The 18699-nt window shown below is 39.4% G+C and carries 21 protein-coding genes; 4 read left to right on the top strand and 17 right to left on the bottom strand.

Annotated elements, in window-relative coordinates; genetic code table 11:
- The first annotated feature begins 19 nt into the window (after nucleotides 1-19).
- The 3 genes from ACZ5L8_RS08255 to ACZ5L8_RS08265 are packed head-to-tail and all read left to right on the top strand — an operon-like array spanning nucleotide 20 to nucleotide 4121.
- Entirely contained in the window at nucleotides 20-2500 is a 2481-nt protein-coding gene (locus ACZ5L8_RS08255; RefSeq protein ID WP_464440834.1) for a M14 family metallopeptidase, read from the top strand.
- A 1-nt stretch (nucleotide 2501) separates the two neighbouring features.
- Nucleotides 2502-3092, top strand: a complete 591-nt coding sequence (locus ACZ5L8_RS08260; protein ID WP_464440835.1) for a mechanosensitive ion channel domain-containing protein — start codon at nucleotides 2502-2504, stop codon at nucleotides 3090-3092.
- A 27-nt stretch (nucleotides 3093-3119) separates the two neighbouring features.
- Nucleotides 3120-4121 (top strand): carboxypeptidase-like regulatory domain-containing protein, encoded by a 1002-nt coding sequence (locus ACZ5L8_RS08265; protein WP_464440836.1) that lies wholly within the window; start codon nucleotides 3120-3122, stop codon nucleotides 4119-4121.
- 3 nt (nucleotides 4122-4124) lie between these two features.
- Here ACZ5L8_RS08265 and ACZ5L8_RS08270 read toward each other — a convergent pair whose 3' ends face one another.
- From ACZ5L8_RS08270 to rimO, 3 genes are read right to left on the bottom strand one after another with little or no spacing between them, the layout of a single operon-like run.
- Nucleotides 4125-5363, bottom strand: coding sequence for a hypothetical protein (locus ACZ5L8_RS08270; protein WP_464440837.1), 1239 nt, complete (start codon nucleotides 5361-5363; stop codon nucleotides 4125-4127).
- Nucleotides 5326-5757 carry a hypothetical protein gene (locus ACZ5L8_RS08275; protein WP_464440838.1) on the bottom strand — a complete coding sequence of 144 codons (432 nt, stop codon included), beginning with the start codon at nucleotides 5755-5757 and terminating at the stop codon, nucleotides 5326-5328. The genes ACZ5L8_RS08270 and ACZ5L8_RS08275 overlap by 38 nt, the downstream gene beginning before the upstream one ends.
- Before the next feature lie 18 nt (nucleotides 5758-5775).
- Nucleotides 5776-7080: a 30S ribosomal protein S12 methylthiotransferase RimO gene (gene rimO / locus ACZ5L8_RS08280; RefSeq protein ID WP_464440839.1), complete on the bottom strand. Its 1305-nt coding sequence runs from the start codon at nucleotides 7078-7080 to the stop codon at nucleotides 5776-5778.
- Between the two features lie 87 nt (nucleotides 7081-7167).
- On the opposite strand from rimO, the gene ACZ5L8_RS08285 reads away from it, so the two are divergent.
- Nucleotides 7168-8247, top strand: coding sequence for a serine hydrolase domain-containing protein (locus ACZ5L8_RS08285; protein WP_464440840.1), 1080 nt, complete (start codon nucleotides 7168-7170; stop codon nucleotides 8245-8247).
- Here ACZ5L8_RS08285 and ACZ5L8_RS08290 read toward each other — a convergent pair.
- The 14 genes from ACZ5L8_RS08290 to recR all read right to left on the bottom strand — a co-directional run bounded on the left by ACZ5L8_RS08290 (nucleotide 8244) and on the right by recR (nucleotide 18676).
- Nucleotides 8244-8489: a hypothetical protein gene (locus tag ACZ5L8_RS08290; RefSeq protein ID WP_462597833.1), complete on the bottom strand. Its 246-nt coding sequence runs from the start codon at nucleotides 8487-8489 to the stop codon at nucleotides 8244-8246. The two genes, ACZ5L8_RS08285 and ACZ5L8_RS08290, sit on opposite strands and share 4 nt — an antisense overlap.
- Nucleotides 8490-8492: 3 nt before the next feature.
- The gene (locus tag ACZ5L8_RS08295) at nucleotides 8493-8837 is read right to left on the bottom strand and encodes a DUF2085 domain-containing protein (protein ID WP_464440841.1); all 345 of its coding nucleotides are present in this window, start codon (nucleotides 8835-8837) and stop codon (nucleotides 8493-8495) included.
- 53 nt (nucleotides 8838-8890) lie between these two features.
- Entirely contained in the window at nucleotides 8891-10546 is a 1656-nt protein-coding gene (locus tag ACZ5L8_RS08300) for an amidase family protein (protein WP_464440842.1), read from the bottom strand.
- An 89-nt stretch (nucleotides 10547-10635) separates the two neighbouring features.
- Nucleotides 10636-11586 carry a signal recognition particle-docking protein FtsY gene (gene ftsY / locus ACZ5L8_RS08305; RefSeq protein WP_462597830.1) on the bottom strand — a complete coding sequence of 317 codons (951 nt, stop codon included), beginning with the start codon at nucleotides 11584-11586 and terminating at the stop codon, nucleotides 10636-10638.
- 130 nt (nucleotides 11587-11716) lie between these two features.
- Nucleotides 11717-11869 (bottom strand): DUF4295 domain-containing protein, encoded by a 153-nt coding sequence (locus ACZ5L8_RS08310; protein WP_462597829.1) that lies wholly within the window; start codon nucleotides 11867-11869, stop codon nucleotides 11717-11719.
- A gap of 3 nt (nucleotides 11870-11872) precedes the next feature.
- Nucleotides 11873-12055: a 50S ribosomal protein L33 gene (gene rpmG, locus ACZ5L8_RS08315; protein ID WP_013868805.1), complete on the bottom strand. Its 183-nt coding sequence runs from the start codon at nucleotides 12053-12055 to the stop codon at nucleotides 11873-11875.
- Nucleotides 12056-12075: 20 nt separating this feature from the next.
- Complete coding sequence (gene rpmB / locus ACZ5L8_RS08320) at nucleotides 12076-12315, bottom strand: 50S ribosomal protein L28 (RefSeq protein ID WP_462597828.1); 240 nt, start codon at nucleotides 12313-12315, stop codon at nucleotides 12076-12078.
- Between the two features lie 74 nt (nucleotides 12316-12389).
- Nucleotides 12390-13637, bottom strand: a complete 1248-nt coding sequence (locus ACZ5L8_RS08325) for a competence/damage-inducible protein A (RefSeq protein ID WP_464440844.1) — start codon at nucleotides 13635-13637, stop codon at nucleotides 12390-12392.
- Nucleotides 13637-13978, bottom strand: coding sequence for an Hpt domain-containing protein (locus ACZ5L8_RS08330; RefSeq protein WP_462597826.1), 342 nt, complete (start codon nucleotides 13976-13978; stop codon nucleotides 13637-13639). Before ACZ5L8_RS08330 ends, ACZ5L8_RS08325 begins: the two co-directional genes overlap by 1 nt.
- Nucleotides 13979-13981: 3 nt before the next feature.
- Nucleotides 13982-14593 (bottom strand): fumarylacetoacetate hydrolase family protein, encoded by a 612-nt coding sequence (locus ACZ5L8_RS08335; protein ID WP_464440846.1) that lies wholly within the window; start codon nucleotides 14591-14593, stop codon nucleotides 13982-13984.
- 27 nt (nucleotides 14594-14620) lie between these two features.
- On the bottom strand, nucleotides 14621-15397 hold the full coding sequence (locus tag ACZ5L8_RS08340; protein ID WP_464440848.1) for an exonuclease domain-containing protein: 777 nt from the start codon (nucleotides 15395-15397) through the stop codon (nucleotides 14621-14623).
- 135 nt (nucleotides 15398-15532) lie between these two features.
- Nucleotides 15533-16867, bottom strand: coding sequence for a dihydrolipoamide acetyltransferase family protein (locus ACZ5L8_RS08345; protein WP_464440850.1), 1335 nt, complete (start codon nucleotides 16865-16867; stop codon nucleotides 15533-15535).
- Nucleotides 16868-16943: 76 nt separating this feature from the next.
- Nucleotides 16944-18056 (bottom strand): glycosyltransferase family 2 protein, encoded by a 1113-nt coding sequence (locus tag ACZ5L8_RS08350; RefSeq protein ID WP_464440851.1) that lies wholly within the window; start codon nucleotides 18054-18056, stop codon nucleotides 16944-16946.
- Between the two features lie 2 nt (nucleotides 18057-18058).
- On the bottom strand, nucleotides 18059-18676 hold the full coding sequence (gene recR, locus ACZ5L8_RS08355) for a recombination mediator RecR (RefSeq protein WP_464440852.1): 618 nt from the start codon (nucleotides 18674-18676) through the stop codon (nucleotides 18059-18061).
- Nucleotides 18677-18699: the final 23 nt, after the last annotated feature.

Raw genomic sequence — 18699 nt, forward strand, 5'->3', positions numbered from 1 at the left:
GCCTTTATTCCTTACGACTATGACAAAAAAATCTGTTCTTTATCTGTTTCTGTTTTATATGGCTTTCGCCAAAGCGCAAAACGTGCAATCTCCAGCCGAATTTCTAGGGTACGAGTTAGGCGATCAATTTACTCGCCACGCTAGCGTTGTAGATTATTTTGAGCAAGTTGCAGCAAATTCTGATTGGGTAACGTATCAAAAATATGGCGAAACTAACGAGCGCAGACCGCTAACCTACGCGATCATCACCACGCCAGAAAATCACGCAAACTTAGAAGAGATAAGAGCAAACAACCTTAAAAACACCGGAATTTTAGAAGGTAGCGCATCGCCAGATAAAGCGATCGTTTGGTTGAGTTATAACGTGCATGGTAACGAAGCGAGCAGTACAGAAGCCGCAATGAACACAATTTATAAGTTGATCACAGAAAAGAAAGATTGGCTTAAAGATGTAGTGATCATTATGGATCCTTGTGTAAATCCTGATGGGCGCGATCGTTATGCAAACTGGTATAATCAAGTAAGAGCGATGCCTAATGATATCGCTCAAGACGCCGCGGAACACCATGAGCCATGGCCCGGCGGTAGACCCAATCATTATCTTTTTGACCTAAACAGAGATTGGGCTTGGGCAACGCAAAAAGAATCAAAAGCGAGAATAAAAGTTTACAACAAATGGATGCCGCAGATCCATGTAGATTTTCATGAGCAAGGCATTAATGATCCTTATTATTTTGCGCCAGCAGCAGAACCATTTCATGAAGTGATCACAGATTTTCAGCGTGATTTTCAAACGGAGATCGGTAAGAATCACGCAAAATATTTTGATGAGAACGGTTGGTTATATTTCACAAAAGAACGTTTTGACTTGCTTTATCCTAGTTATGGCGACACATATCCTATTTACATGGGAGCCATTGGGATGACGTTTGAGCAAGCTGGTCACGGTCGTGCAGGTTTAGGAATTAAAACCGATGAAGGCAGCATTCTTACACTTAAAGACAGACTTACACACCACACCACTACCGGACTTTCAACCGTTGAAGTTGCTGCAAAAAATGTAAAGAAACTTAATGATGAGTTCAATAAATTCTTTCATCAGGATGTAAAAGGTTACAAAAGCTATGTGATAAAAAGCAATCCTGAGAAGATCAAAGAACTTACAGATCTTCTTGATATTCATGAGATCAAATATGGTTTCACCGCTTCAGGAAATGCAAAAGGTTACAATTTTACCGCTGTAGACAATGGCAACATGAACTATGACAAAGCGCTTGTTGTAAGCACAGATCAGCCAAAGGGCACAATGGTAAAAGTACTTTTTGATCCAGATACTCAACTCAACACGCCGCTTACGTATGACATCACGGCGTGGTCATTGCCTTACGCCTATGGTCTAGAAACTGTGGGGAGCAATTCACTTATTTCTACTTCCGCTTTAAGCGAAAAAAACACCATCTCAAACAATCTCACACCCGGAGCTCCTGGCTATTTTGCAAATTGGGATAGCATGCAAGACGCAAAATTTTTAGCTGCATTGCTTAAAAATGATATTAAAGTGCGCTTTACTGAAAGACCATTTGTGAGCGGCGGTAAAAAATATGATCGTGGTACACTTGTGATCATGAAAAGCGATAACATGACCGATAAAGGTCTAGCTGAAACTGTTTCTAAACTCGCAAACGAACACCAAGTAGAAGTAACTACAGCGCAAACAAGTTTTGCATCATCAGGACCAGATTTTGGTTCGTCATCTTTAAAATTGATCAAAACTCCTCGCATCGCACTTTTAAAAGGAGAAGGCACATCTTCACTTAGTTTTGGGGCGGCTTGGTACTTCTTTGAGCAGGATTTACAATATCCTGTTACAAACCTAGACACAGATTATTTTAGCAGAGTAGACCTTAGTAAATTTGACGTTCTCGTAATTCCAGACGGTTATTACGGCGGCGTGATGAGCGATAACACGCTAAGCAAGATCAAAGATTATGTTCGCTCTGGCGGTAAAGTGATCGCAATTAGTGGTGCTGTTTCGGCTTTCGCCGGAAAGGACGGATTCGCACTTAAGGAAAATGAGCAAAAGGAAGTACCAAAAGATACTTCTGCAATACTTGCGCCGTATGCAGATCGCGAGATCAATCAAGTTGAAAATTTTATAACCGGTAGTATTTTTAAAACAAAAGTTGATGCAACACATCCATTGGCTTTTGGTTACAACGACACCTATTTCAGTCTTAAATTAGGCAGCGATAGCTACAGCTATCTTGATAACGGTTATAATGTTGCTTACATTGACGAGCCACAAAGCGTATCTGGTTTTGCTGGCGAAAAAGCAAAAGCTAAACTCAATAATTCTCTAGTTTTTGGCGAAGAAAGAATGGGCAGCGGTAGCTTTGTGTATATGGTAGATGATCCACTTTTTAGAGCGTTCTGGCAAAACGGAAAACTCTTTATGGCAAACGCTATTTTCTTTGTAAACAACAACAAATTCATCCTGTAAATTGATTGAAGAATTATCCATACAATTTGAGATCATTGTAAGTATCGTGCTTTTTTTGATCTTGCTTTTAGTGCGTTACATCGTGGCAAGACTTGTTATTAAGCGATATCAAAATGCAAATTTTGACATCACGAGAAAGCAACTTACCATTAAGCTTATCAACGTTCTATTTTTTGTGATTCTAGGATTCTCACTAGCTGGAGTTTGGGGATTAGATGGCGCAGAGATCTTAGCCTATATCGGTTCTGTTCTTACGGTGATCGGCGTTGCGTTTTTTGCGCAGTGGTCGTTGTTAAGCAACATAACTTCTGGCCTGATCTTGTTCTTTAATCATCCACTTAAAATAGGTGATTATGTAGAGATCGTGGACAAAGATTTCCCGATGGAAGGTCAGATAGAGAACATCACGTTGTTCTTTTTGCATTTGCGCAATAAAAATAACCAAGTTTACACGTTGTCTAACACTGTTGTAGTTTCAAAAACGATGCGTATTCTCGCGCCAGAAGAATTTTTTGAAAACAAAGAACCTGCGATTTCAGGTGCTCAACAAAATAATATTCAGGGTGATGAACCTGAAATAAATGACTATTAAAAATAATATAAGTCATACCTTTAAGGTATGAATGCAAAGCTAATCCTTCTTTTTCTCTGCTGTCCTTTTTTGGCTTTAAGCCAAAATATTTTAAAAGGAAACGTCAAGGATCTTGATCAAAATGCTCTTCCTGATGTTTCCATCTATTTTGATGGCACAACGATAGGAACGATCACGGATGAAGATGGCGATTTTTCTATCTTGATGCCTCGAGATAGGTCAATACCTTTGATCATAAGCATGCTAGGGTTTGAGACGCTACAAGTCACAAATTATGCAAATGCTAAAGAGCGAATTACCTTTAACCTAAAACCATCTACAGAGCAGCTTAATCCCGTGATGCTAGAGCATGACACGTGGAGTAGAGAGAAAAAGCTGGCGGAATTTAAAAAGGCGTTTTTTGGTCCCACAAGAATGGCCGAAAAATGTTCCATTCTCAATGAAGATGCGCTGCAACTTATCTATCGCCCGTCTAAAGAATCGCTTACGGCTTATGCTGAAGAACCGCTGATCATAGAAAATGATTTTTTAGGTTATCGTGTGCGATATAACCTCAATGCTTTTAAAGCCGAATTTGAAACATTACCGTGCGTTCCGCAACATCTTATAAAACTGTATTATGAAGGTTCAAGCTTTTTTCAAGAGATCAATGAGCCTGTAAAACGAAAATATATCAACAACCGAAAAAGGGCGTATAACGGCAGTTTGATCCATTTTTTGCAGACTCTAGAAAGTAAAACGCTTTACAAAAACAGGTTTGTGATCTATGATAATAAAATGGAAGTCGCTCCTTATTCTAAAATAGAAGTGGCTCCGCATGACGATGAGTATAAGAAAATCACTTTTACTTCAAACGAGCTTAGCGTTGCCTACGACGGAAAATACAGAACGAGCATCTTAGCTGAAAATCCGTTTTATGTAGATAAATTTGGGAATCATACACCGCCCAGATCGCTCACTTTAAATGGGGACATGGGCAATCGTAGAATTGCATATCTCCTCCCCTTAAATTACATACCGACTAAATAGAAACTAGAAAGAGTCTGCCAGCAATGTAGCAACAGTTACGGTTTTTGCATCTCCATCAAGCCCCGTCCACGCAAAGTATAAAGTTTTATTTAGCAGCGCCATCTGAGGAAATCCGCTTGAGCGCTCTTTTGAAGAATGTGCTATTACCACAGGTTTAGATCTTACTCCGTCTTTTTCCACTTTCATCGCTAGCACAACATCCTCGTCCTTCCTTGACTCTAACCAAGAAACCACAGCCGTAGTTCCATCTATTAGAACAACGTCTACACGACCTATGGGGTTACCTTCGTCCACACGAATGGGAGTTTCAAAAGTTTTACCTGCATTTCCTGAAAATATCACTTGAACCTTAGGCGTATCACCCGCCATGGTAAACCATGCTACGGCAATATTATCGCCCTTTGCAGCTGCACGTGGTCCATTTACAGGACAGCCACGTAACTCCCAGTTGTCTTTATAAACTGCTTCAGGTTTAGACCAAGTGCTATCTTGTAAGCGGGTATAAAAAATATCACGAACTACTTTTTCGCCCTTACTCCTATCTCTGTAAAAAACCTCCGGACTATCACCAGCGATAACAGCTGTTGTCTGGCAACAATCGCACGTGCGCTCGTCAAGTAATTGATCTTCTAGCTTATTTCCATCCGCATCAATAATCGCAGATCGCAACGTCATCTCTCGCTTTTCAGGATCTTCATTTATCGTATTGCGCCCGTCCAACCACGTAGCAAAGAAGTTTTCGCCGTAAGGCAATAAACTCACAAAGCCATGTTCTGCTTGGGTTGCATCGTCATGAAGTGTTTTTGGCTTTCGCCAAAGAGAATCAGCCTTTTTCACCGTATACTTAACGTCATAAGTGTACTTGCCGCTGTCTGATCGCTGTAAAAAAGTCGCTAGAAAAGTATTACCGTTTTTAGTCAACATGGGATAATCTGCCCAATTCACAAACCAATCCTTGCCTTTTGCGATCGTGTCTACTTGAGACCAAGTAGTATCTTTTGCAGCAGCGAACTGAAAGGAATGTTCTCCATTTTCTAACTTAGTTACCCAAGATAAATACACCGAATCTTGTGTTGCGAATAAATGCGGCAAACTAGCGTCGCCTAACGCAGGCGATGTAATTATCTGCGGAATTGCCTCCGCTTTAGGATCTTCAACCTTAGGTTTAGTTTCGGTTTTGCAAGAAATAATTAAGATTGCTGCGCTAAGCCACAGCACGTTTTTGAGTAGTGAATTCTTCAAAAGTAGATTTTAGGAGTTGTATATCTGATTCTTTAAAATCGATAATTTCTAACATCTCACCATCTCCCAACCCTGAATTTATAATGATATTTGAGTCAGTAATTGATAAAGTTTTAATGTTATCGATCTTGTAAGTAATTGCCTTAGAATGTATTCCTTTTAAAGTTATTTCATCCTCAATCCAAGAAATAGTATTTCTCAGTTTGTTAGTCTTCAAGAGGTAGAAGTTGTAGGATACACCTATAATGCCCAGAGGAATATAAGCAAATGAAGATATTGGATAATAGCCGTCTTCAGCTAACCAAGGCAATACACCTAAAATAAGATAGATTGCCCCAAGAACCATCATTGAGTAATACCTGCGCTTATTAACTTTAGAATATATCGTTGTCATATTCTAAAAATAGCAAAATTATTTTACCAGCTCAGCATAAAGATCAAAGTCTTCTGCCTCAATGATTTTAACGGTATAAAAATCTCCAGTTTTTAGATAATTTTCAGTTGCATCAATTAGCACTTCGTTATCCACATCAGGAGAATCAAATTCTGTACGACCCACGAAGAAGTTACCTTCTTTACGATCTATCACAACTTTAAATTCTTGACCTATTTTTTGTTGATTTAACTCCCATGAGATTTGAGATTGTATCGCCATGATCTCATTTGCACGCTCCATTTTGACATCTTCTGGCACATCATCTTCTAGATTATATGCATGTGTATTTTCTTCATGAGAATAAGTGAAACAGCCTAATCTTTCAAAACGCATTTCTTTCACCCAGTCACGTAGCAACTCAAAATCTTCCTGAGTTTCTCCTGGATAGCCTACGATCAACGTGGTACGAATGGCCATTTGTGGCACCTTTTCGCGGAAGCTTTTTAATAACGCATTTGTTTTTTCGTAGGTCGTACCGCGACGCATACTCTTTAGCAACTTGGTCGATATGTGTTGCAGCGGGATATCAATGTAGTTACAAACCTTAGGCTCTTCATTAATCACATCCAGAACGTCCATCGGGAAACCAGTAGGGAACGCATAATGCAGACGAATCCACTCAATACCCTCAACTTTTACAAGCTCCTTAAGCAACTTTGCCAGCGCGCGCTCTTTATAAAGATCAAGACCATAATAGGTAAGATCCTGAGCGATAAGAATCAATTCTTTAATTCCGTTTGCTGCAAGTTTCTCTGCCTCGATCACAAGATTTTCTATAGGCGTACTTTTGTGACCTCCACGCATTAAAGGGATGGCACAAAAAGAACAAGGTCTGTCGCAACCTTCGGCGATCTTGAGATATGCGTAATTCTTTGGCGTAGTTGTAAGACGCTCGCCTATCAACTCATGTTTGTAATCTGCGCCTAAGGCTTTAAGAAGTCCAGGTAATTCTGTAGTTCCAAAATACTGATCAACATTCGGGATTTCCTTCTGCAGATCTGGTTTATAACGCTCAGAAAGGCAACCCGTAACAAAAACTTTATCTACAATACCTTCTTTCTTTTTTTGAACAAACTCAAGAATGGTGTTCACAGATTCTTCTTTCGCATTAGCGATAAAACCACAAGTGTTGATCACCACCACGTTGCCTTCTTCCTCATGCACAACCTCTTTATTGTTTGCTTTAAGCTGGCCCATCAGCACTTCGCTATCATAGACATTCTTAGAGCAACCCAGGGTTACTACATTTATTTTGTTCTTTTTAAGGGTTTTGGTACGCATACTCGCCTAAAATTTTGAGGGTGCAAAGATACAACGATTTTAAACCTTTTGCGTTAAAATCATATCTTAGATACAAACACGCCAACCATGAGAAAAATTTTCTTCTTGTTTCTTAGTATTTCTGTTTTTGCTTGTCAGCGAAATGACGACAGCGACGATACAAATGATGATACTATTTCTGACGAACTTTACTTCCCTACCACTACGCAATGGGAAACAGTATCGCCCGAAGCATTAAACTGGAACACAGAAAACATCGCTGATCTTAACGCCTATCTTGAAGAAACACATACTAAAGGTTTTATCATTTTACAAAACGGAAAGATTGCTTTTGAGAATTATTTCAACGGCGCATCTGCCAGTACACCCGTCGCATGGAATTCTGCCGGGAAGACGCTAACCTCAATGATGGTAGGTATCGCAGAAGAACAAGGATTTCTAGATCTGCAAGATCCTGCCACAAACTATCTAGGATCAGGATGGACCAGCATGACTGCTGAGCAAGAAGATACGATCAAAATTAAAAACATGCTTACCATGACCAGCGGTGGTGATTATACAGTAGAAAATACTTCTTGCTATGACCCAGAATGTCTGCTGTATTTAAATGATCCAGGCGAAGCTTGGTTTTATCATAACGCATTTTACACCTTGTTGCAGCCAGTTTTAGATAAAGCATATCCAGAAGGTTGGGATATGGCTTTCGCCGAAAGGCTTAAAAATAAAATTGGTATGACCGGAAGTTGGGTTTCTATAGGATATAACAATGTATTTTTTAGCAAAACACAAAGTATGGCGCGTTTTGGATTGCTTGTACTCGCTGATGGAAAATGGAATGGTGAAACGATAATCAACAATCCAGAATATCTAAAAAATATGTCGCAAACCTCACAACAACTCAATTTATCTTACGGCTATTTGTGGTGGCTTAATGGTAAAGAAAGTTATATTCTGCCTGGCTCTACGCAGCAATTTTCAGGAAAATTGGTTCCAGATGCGCCTGATGATATGTTTGCCGCTTTGGGCAAGGATGATAAGAAGTTATACATTATCCCGAGTAAAAATATGGTAATCGTACGTCTAGGCGACAAAGCCCAAGATGATCTCTTGGGCCCATCTGCCTATGATAATTTATTGTGGCAAAAGATCAATGCTGTGATCGATTAATAACCACCACTCATTGCTCCTACACCTATGCCTAGTACAGCAAAAATGATGTTAAGCACAATACCGATACCAAAGCCGATCAAAGCTGCATAACAAGCCATTTTAGACTTTCTTGGGTGATCTTTTTTGTAAACAAAATAAAGGATCGCTCCCACAAGCGGGATACAAAAAGATACGATCTGTAATCCTACTTCAAGCTTTTCTCCTTCTGGTTGCGGCTGGTTAAGGTTGTTTTCTGACATTGTTTAATTGATTAAGGTTAGTATAAATTTTCCTATATAAAGTCCTATAATTGATGTTAGCGACATCGTGCCAATTCCTGCCATGAGTCCTGTAACAAATCTTCTAAAATTTGTACTCTCTAAGTTAAAAAAAGCTTGTATGGCACCATCCAAATACGTGGGCAATATTAATAGAATAGTCCACAATAGGGGAATTCTGACTATCCCAAACAAAAACAAGGGGAAAGCGAAGTAACCCAAATGAATCCCAGTACATCGCGCACAAACCGGAAACTGTTTTCCTTTATAAAAAAAGGATCGCTCTGGTTTTTGATGACACAGTGTCAAATGGATCTTTGTACCTCGCATACAGTGTTCTAAAATAGAATTTTTAAATCAGTTTTCACAAAATTTTAAAAAATCTATTCAAATCCTTCAGGAGATTTTCGCTGTTGCGAAATAGACTCATACGCAAGCGCTAGTTGCAACAACAATGCTTCATGCTGTGACTGTCCCATAAAAGTCAAGCCCATAGGCTGATTGTTTTCTTTATAACCCATAGGCACAGTAAGCGCAGGATATCTAGCTGCAGCAGCATAACCCGCCATATAGTTATTGATCGAAAGCACAGCATCCAGATCATTAGCTTTCATAGGATCGTCAAAGAATTTTTTACCATTGATCAACAACGTATCTTTGATAGCAGCAAACTCTTCATCTGTAGCTGAATCTTTAAGAACACCGTAGAATAATCTTTGACCGTAAGGCATACTCACAAGAGAATCTTGCTTGTTCACTTCGGTGATCTCTTGTATGTTTTTTACTGTAAGATCCTTTGAACCGTAAGCTTTGATATATTCAGGAAGATCTACTTTCATATCCAGATTAAGCACTCTTACAAATTGTGGAAGATCGATCTCTGGTCTTTCGATCTCTACGAGTTGAGCGCCGTTATCTTTAAGCGTTTTCACAGCATTAGCATACAGCGAATCTTCCATGAAACCTTTATAATATCCCAGTTTAGTGAATTGAAAAACAGCCGTAGGCTCTTCTATATTCAATTCTTCTATATAGTTTAATTGGTTAGGATCTAATTTGGCGGAAGCCATATCTTCTTTATCCACACCTTGCAACGCACTCATCACGATAGCATTATCTATCACCGTGCGCGTCATGGGTCCAGGTGTATCTAGCGTACTACTGATAGGGACAATTCCGCCGCGGCTAAACAACCCAATTGTAGGTTTTAAACCCACAATAGAATTTGAACTAGAAGGCGAAAGAATAGATCCAGAAGTTTCTGTTCCTATCGCCGCTGCAGCAAAATTCGCCGCCATACTTACACCACTACCAGAGCTAGAACCGCCAGTATCGTGCACTTTGCGACCATAAGGATTAAGCGTTTGACCGCCCACCGCGCTATAACCGCTTGGGCAATCACCACAAAAGAAATATGCCCACTCGCTAAGATTCGCTTTACCTAATATCAAAGCTCCGTGTTCTCTTAAGCGCTTAGTGATAAAAGCATCCTCTGTCGTGTTATTTTTAAAAACAGTTGCCCCGGCTGTTGTTGGCATTTCTTCAGTATTCACGTTATCCTTAAGCAGGATAGGCATACCATACACGGAATATTTTTTATCACCTTTAAACTTGGTCTCAACTTTATCTAATTCTCGTGCTTCTTTAAGTACGTTAGGGTTTAAAGAAATAACCGAGTTTAATGAGCTCTCATTCTCACGGTCATATTTCTTAACACGCTTTAAATAGAAAAGCACTAGATCCTCATAATTAAGAGCACCGTTACTAATTGCTGTCTGAATTTCTGGGATAGATTTTTCAAAAACTAGTGGTTTTACTCGCTGGTAATCTTCCTCTGAAAAAGCATCAACTTCGCTACCAAGATCTGCCCAGATCTCTTCATTTGTGATCACTTTACTGTCCAGAACTTTAAACTCAATTTCTTTTGCAGAAATATCGTCCATTGAGTTTTCTTCTGCAGTTTGTGTTTCGGCATTTTTGCCATCCTGTTTACATCCCAAAAGAAGCAACAAGGATAATAGGGGTAAAAATCTTTTCATGTTCTAATTAAGTTAATGCCTAAAAATACAAAAGGCAGTGCTGTATTTGCACTGCCTTTTTCGCAATATTTTTTTGGCTTTAAGCCATATTATTTAAAAAATGAATCCACAAATTCATATTTATTAAAAACCTGAAGATCTTCTATCCCTTCACCCACACCGATGTATTTTACAGGAATTTGAAATTGATCACTTATACCGATCACCACACCACCTTTTGCAGTACCGTCTAGCTTTGTTACTGCAAGCGAAGTAACCTCAGTAGCGGCGGTGAATTGTTTAGCTTGTTCAAAAGCGTTTTGCCCAGTAGAACCGTCAAGCACAAGAAGTACTTCGTGAGGAGCATCGCCCACAACCTTTTGCATAACACGCTTCACCTTTGTCAACTCGTTCATCAAGTTAACTTTATTATGTAAACGTCCTGCCGTGTCAATGATAACAACATCTGCGTCCATTTTTTCTGCGCTTTGCAAAGTATCAAACGCTACAGAAGCAGGATCGCTACCCATTTGTTGTTTTACGATAGGCACATCTACTCGATCTGCCCAGATCTGCAATTGATCAATAGCCGCAGCTCTAAAGGTATCTGCAGCTCCTAGAACAACTTTAAGACCCTTTTTCTTGAATTGATAAGCTAGCTTACCTATAGTTGTCGTCTTCCCCACTCCATTAACTCCCACGACCATGATAACGTGTGGCTTCTTAGCCGGCACTTCATAGTCAGAAGCTTCACCGCTGTTTGTTTCGCTAAGCAAACCAGCGATCTCTTCACGCAGGATACGGTTAAGCTCATCTGTTCCCAGATATTTATCACGAGCTACACGATCTTCGATACGCTCAATGATCTTGATTGTGGTTTTTACACCTACATCACTGGTTACAAGAACTTCTTCAAGATTATCAAGAACATCGTCGTCAACTTTAGATTTTCCGGCGACAGCCTTACCCAGTTTAGACATGAAGTTAGCGCTCGATTTCTCGAGACCCTTATCTAGGGTTTCTTTCTTGTCCTGGCCAAATATTTTTTTGAGAAAACTCATCTATGATTTATTGATTGGATACGGGCGTAAAAATATTGCCTTTTCTCCTAAAAATGAAACATGGGTACAAAAACAAAAAGCCGTTGTGTTATATTAAACACAACGGCTCAAATGTATATTTTATGTACGATTATTTCTTGTTAAGAAAATCGTCAACCATTTCAGGAGCCATAACTGACTCAACAAATGTGTAAGCTCCAGTTTTAGGAGACTTTACCATTTTAATGGCTTTGGTCAAACGCTTTGAACCGGTCTGTAACGTTGCTACTGATTTCTTTGCCATGTCTTACTTAATTTCTTTGTGAACAGTCATTTTCTTCAAGATAGGGTTGAATTTTTTAATTTCCATCCTATCTGGGGTATTTTTTTTGTTCTTCGTAGTGATATAACGAGAAGTTCCTGGTTGACCAGAAGCCTTATGCTCAGTACACTCAAGAATCACTTGAACTCTATTACCTTTCTTTGCCATTGTACCCTAACTTTATATTGTTATTTCTTAAGAAAGCCGTTAGCGCGAGCCTCTTTGATAACAGCGCTGATTCCTTTCTTGTTGATATCCTTAAGTGCAGAAGTAGAAACCTTAAGCGTTAACCACTTATCCTCTTCTGGGATATAAAATCTTTTCTTTACCAGGTTAGCGCTAAACTTGCGCTTGGTTTTATTCATGGCGTGAGAAACATTGTTCCCAACCATCGCTCTCTTACCCGTAAGCTCACAAACTCTTGACATGTTCTTATGCTTTATGTTATTTAAAACAGGGTGCAAATTTACACAACCTAAACTAGTTGAGCAAACAAAAAATACTAGTTTTTCAATAATTCTTTATTGAGAAGCTGCAAAGCCTTGTTAATCGCCTTGCCTACTACCTTTTCTCGTGGTTGCCCCATATTAAATTCATGCGCTTCTACACCCTCTGGAGTCGCAATTGCGAGAAAAACAGTCCCAACTTCTGCATCAGAATCGCCTTTATCTGGCCCAGCGTTGCCTGTGGTCGCTATTGCAAAATCAGTATTGTATTTTTCTTTTGCTCCCAGCGCCATTGCTTCGGCTACCTGAGCGCTCACGACCGAAAATTTATTTACTAGTGCTTCGTCTACACCCAGAAGATTGATCTTAGCTTCTTTGGCGTAAGCCACAATACTACCTTTAAAATACGCTGATGCGCCTGGCATTGCGGTAAACGTTTCTGCTAGTTTACCACCAGTAAAACTCTCGGCTAGCGCAAGTGTCTTACTTTCTTGCGTTAATTTTTTATGTATGGCTGCAGCCAAAGTTTCTCCGTCATCATAACCCACGATCACGTCTTTGATTATTGCGTGCAGCGACTCTATCTGTGTATCGATAGCTTTTTCTACTTCTTCTTTTGAAGCACCTTTAGTTGAAAGTCTAAGTCGCACTTTACCCAAAGAAGGCAAGTAAGCCAACTTTATACTCGGTGGAAGCGCTTCTTCCCAATCTTTAATACGATCTGCTAATTCGCTTTCTCCTACTCCGTAAGTTTGTAAAGTTTTATGAAGAATATACGGTCTATCAAAAGTCTCCATCAACCGTGGAAGAACTTCATCTTTCATCAACGCCTTCATCTCATACGGCACACCTGGCATTGAGATAAACACTTTACCGTCTTCCTGCATCCACATTCCGGGAGCGGTACCGTTTACATTCATTAACGTTGTACACTTGCTAGGCACAAGCGCTTGGGCTACGTTAGTATCAAGAAGTGGTCTATTGAGATGTTTGCTAAAAATGCGTTTTACATTTTCTAGCACGGCTTCGTCTTGCTTTAAGTGATCATCAAAGAATTCACAGAAAGATTGCTTTGTAACATCATCTTTAGTAGGGCCAAGACCGCCGGTCATAAGAACTACATCTGCATGCTTTTTGGCGTAAGCCAAATTCTCAATAATCGCTTCTCGCGTATCTGGAATAGAAATGATTCTGGTGATTTGAAATCCGATACGGTCTAACTCTTTTGCAATAAAGGTTGAATTTGTATCAAATATCTGACCTATGAGAATCTCATCACCTATGGTAATGATGTGTGCATTCATTACATCTTCCAGTCTTTACGCATCTCTTCTATAGCTGCGTTTGTGTATTTTGTGATCTTCTCTAATTGAGGACGAATCTCTGAGGTGGGCTTGTCTGTATCTGCCCAGCGCTCCATGGCGCGTATCTCTCGTATGAGATCTATACCGAACATCTCAAAATTAGGTTTCATCTTATGGGCAAATTGATATGCCATACGATGATTATCATTCTCAATAGCCATGTGCATGGCTTCAAGATCTGGCGGAATTTCTTCTAAAAACGTTTCAACAACAGTTTTCATAAACTCTTTGTCGCCACCGGACATATCCTCTAACTGATATAAATCATAATGCTCTGGCATAATCTACTTAATATTAATGGCAAATGCTTTTTTGCCGGCTAAATATCCTGTTAACTTATCATTTATGGCCACTGGCCCTACGCCTTCTGGCGTTCCTGTAAAAATAACATCACCTATTTTTAAGGTCATGTATTTTGATACATGTGCAATGATCTCATCTATCTTGTAGATCATATTTGCTGTATTCCCGTCTTGAACGACCTCTTCATTTTTATGCAATTGAAAAGAAACATTCTGCAGGTCTTCAAATTCTTTTTTATCAAACCACTTCCCTACTACTGCTGAGCCGTCAAAGCCTTTTGCCTTTTCCCAAGGATGACCTTTTTCTTTGCACTCGCGTTGTAAGTCTCTAGCGGTAAAATCTATACCTAGACCTATTTTATCATAATATTTATGAGCAAATTTTGGTTGAATGTATTTACCTAGTTTATTGATCTTGATCAAAACCTCAACTTCATAATGCACCTCATTGCTAAACTCTGGGATCACAAATGGATGCTGACTAAGCAAAATAGCAGAATCTGGTTTTAAGAAAAACATAGGTTCTGTAGTAGGTTTGCTGTTCAGCTCCTTAACATGATCAGAATAATTCTGGCCTATACAAATGAGTTTCATTACTTAGAGGGTTTCCAGATGTTGAAGTTATAACAATTTTGTATTGAGTTTGCGCAGTTTAATACCTGTCAAAACCTTTTTTGTATAAAGCGGGAAGTCTGCATTTTGGATCCATCCAAAATATCCTGGCTCTTGCTCAAGTACATCTTCTACACGTTTTCCTTTATGTTTACCAAAAGAAAAACATTCTTCTCCATTTTTATTGAATATGATAAATCCTGCAAAATCAGCAAACTTCTTGCGTGCACTGAATTCTGCCAGGCTTTTCATATTATTCTCAAGGTCATCATAACGATCAAGCTGAGACTTTAGAACTTCGTAAGTTGCCAATGTATCTGCTTCTGCGCTGTGCGCTCCTTCTAGATCCTTATCGCAATAAAATCTATACGCCGCCGAGAGCGTACGTTGCTCTTTTTTATGAAAAATAGTCTGCACATCTACTGCATTTCTATTCTTCATATCAAAGTCTATGTCTGCTCGTAATAATTCTTCGGCAAGTAGTGGGATATCAAATCTATTGCTGTTGTATCCTCCTAGGTCAGAATCTTTAATAATGCTATAAACCTCTGTCGCAAGTTCACTAAATGTGGGCTTATCTGCCACATCAGCATCACTTATACCGTGCACAGCAGTAACTTCTGCTGGTATCGGGATTGTAGGATTCACCTTCCAGGTGTGCGATTCTTCTTTCCCGTTAGGAAAAACCTTAAGAATTGAAATTTCTACAATACGATCTCTAGCTATATCAATCCCAGTGGTTTCGAGATCAAAAAAGCAGATGGGCCTGGTTAGATTTAAATCCATTCAAAAAAATTATGCGATAAAAATATATATTTTACCGACGAAATACGAAACTTATTTTCTAATTATTATTATCAATAATTACTAAAGTTACTTTTTTTTGGCTTAAGCCAAAAGAATATAGCAACTTCTTCTGTTTTATATTTCTCTGTTTTCGTCCCAAGCCTCAAGGTATTGCGCTACGCGTTGCACAAATTGCCCACCCAAAGCACCATTCACAACTCTGTGATCATAAGAATGTGAAAGGAACATTTTATATCTAATACCTATAAAATCTCCTTGTGGTGTTTCAATAACAGCCGGCACCTTGCGAATCGCTCCAAGAGCAAGGATCGCAACCTGCGGCTGATTGATAATAGGCGTACCCATCACACTACCAAAAGTACCAACGTTAGTCACAGTATATGTACCGCCATCAGTTTCTCCTGGTTTTAATTTACCATTTCTAGCTCTTCCTGCGAGATCATTTACTGCCTTAGTCATCCCAACAAGGTTAAGCTGATCTGCATTTTTGATCACAGGAACGATAAGATTTCCATCTGGCAAAGCAGCTGCCATACCTAGATTTACATTCTTATGTTTAACAATCTTATCACCATCTACAGAGATATTGATAAGCGGGAAGTCTCTGATCGCTTTGGCCACAGCCTCCATAAAAATAGGTGTGAATGTGATCTTCTCTCCTTCTTTTTTCTGGAAAGCGGCTTTTACTTTATTTCTCCAGTTCCAGATGTTAGTTACATCTGCCTCTATAAAAGATTGTACGTGCGCTGAAGTTTGCACGCTATTTATCATATGTTTTGAGATCAATTTACCCATACGGCTCATCTCAATGATCTCGCTCTCACCGTTAAGACTTGGTGAAGATTTTGGTTCGCTTACAAAACTCTGTTGCGCAGGTTTCTCAACGGTTTTAGTTTCTTTTTTTACGACTTTTCCATTCTTTCTATCCTCTAGATAAGCAAGAATATCATCTTTAGTAACACGACCTTCTAGACCAGAACCGCTAATCGCATCAAGCTCATCTTGTGAGATGCCTTCTGTTTGCGCGATATTCTTAACAAGTGGCGAGTAAAATCTGTCTCCACTGCTTTCTACCTGTGCGGTTTCAATTGCAGTATTCACAGTTTCTTCAACAGCCGCTACTGTTTCTGGCTCTTCTTCTTTTGACTCTTGCGGCACTTCATTTTCCGCAGCCGTATCAGCTGCGTCGCTTTGCGACACATCATCACCATCTATCTCAATGATCGCAATGGTTTGCCCCACTTGCACAACATCATCTGTGTCAAAAAGTTTTTCTACTAAAACTCCTTCTACCTCACTAGGCACTTCGCTATCTACCTTGTCTGTCGCGATCTCTACAACCGGTTCATCAAGTTCAATAGTATCGCCTACGTCCTTTAACCAATTAGTAAGTGTTGCCTCTGCCACACTTTCACCCATCTTAGGAAGTTTTAATTCAAATTTTGCCATATTCTTAACAGAAATGTGTTATTAGAAAAAATCTTTGCAAAATTACTCAATTTTGCACAATTAGAATGATAATTTTTTAATGCTCGATATAAATTACCTCTCCTCTATTATAAGGACTATCGCTGCCCACCATAAAATTACAATCCTCTGGGCGTATTCTAAATGTATTGCCTCTATTTTTAAGCGCACTTATCGCCTCTATTATTTCCCTGAAACTCAAAGCTCCCGCGTCAAAAATCACATTTGCATTCTTTAAATCTGATTGTAGCAGCTTATTTTCATCAACGGTTTTGATCGTTTTAGACCACTGCGCAGACAATTTCTCAGCAAAATCTGCCGAACCTACAAAAACCACATCATCCGTTTTGATCTGCGTGTTTTTTGGCTTTCTATTAATTGACTTTGCAAAACCTGTAAATACATAAACTCCCAGATTCTTAAGAAAACTACCTTTAAAATACTTCTTATAAAAAATACGCATTGCGCCATAAAAACGCTCTGCCTGCACCTTGTCTCTTGTTGTACTTTCGCCTTTAAAATGCAAGACTTTCAAGTCACCTTTGTAGTAATTTTTCAAATCCTCACGCAGCAAACTATAGGTAAAGTCAATGTCCTCACCATACATGTAATACGCTTCGTCAAAACCATTAATTGCATTATATCGCTTCCGCGAAATGAACAAAAGTGCGCCCACCAGGATCTCCACGGCTCCTATCTCGTTGTCCTTTACATGTGTTGCATAATACGCATCGCCTATATTCAATAGTTTCTTTAAAGCGACTTTTGGCGTTGGTAAATTACGTTTACTTTCAGGCAGAAACTCTCCTTGACCATCGATGAATTGTGGTCCTAAAGCACCTAATTGCGGAGTACTTTTGGCGAAAGCCAAAAAATCCTGAAATATATTTTCTGGAACTACCGTATCTGGATTGAGAATACAAACATATTCTCCTACGGCTTGTGAAACACCCAGATTATTCGCTTTTGCAAAACCCAGATTTTCTGAGTTTGCAATAACCTTTACCTCAGGAAAATTTGCGGCTATCATCGCCAAACTATCATCTGAAGAGGCGTTGTCTACAACAATGATCTCTGCCTCAATATCCTTAACCGCCCGTTTTACTGACTGCAAACAAAGCTGCAACCAATGCTTCACATTATAATTGAGGATTACGACAGATAGCTGCAAATCTAGCTCTTTAGTGAATTTTCAAATGGAACTCGATTTAAAATACTACGCCCCAGTGTAACCTCATCTGCATATTCTAGTTCGTCACCCACTGCGATACCTCTGGCGATCGTGCTTGTTTGCACATTATAAGACTCAATCTGGCGATAAATGTAAAAGTTTGTGGTGTCACCTTCCATAGTTGAGCTTAGCGCAAAGATCACTTCGTTTACCGTACCTTTCTTAACTTTCTCAACTAGCGAATGAATAAAAAGATCCTGAGGACCGATCCCGTCCATAGGTGAAATTTTACCTCCCAAAACGTGATAATGGCCGCGATATTGACTCGTGTTCTCTATCGCCATCACATCTCTAATATCTTCTACCACACAAACTAGAGATTCATCCCTATGCGGATTCGCACAAATCTCACACAAGTCTGTATCTGAGATATTATGGCAATTCTTACAAAATTTAGTTCCTGATCTAAGTTGCACCAGAGCGTCTGCTAACTGTGTTGTCTGAGATTCGCTTTGTTTTAATAAATGCAAAACCAGACGCAATGCCGTGCGCTTACCTATTCCTGGTAATTGCGACATTTCGTAAACAGCGTTTTCTAGCAATTTTGAAGAAAAATCCATAGGCGGGTAAAGGTAGTAAAAGT

It is taken from the genome of Leeuwenhoekiella obamensis (assembly GCF_055391795.1).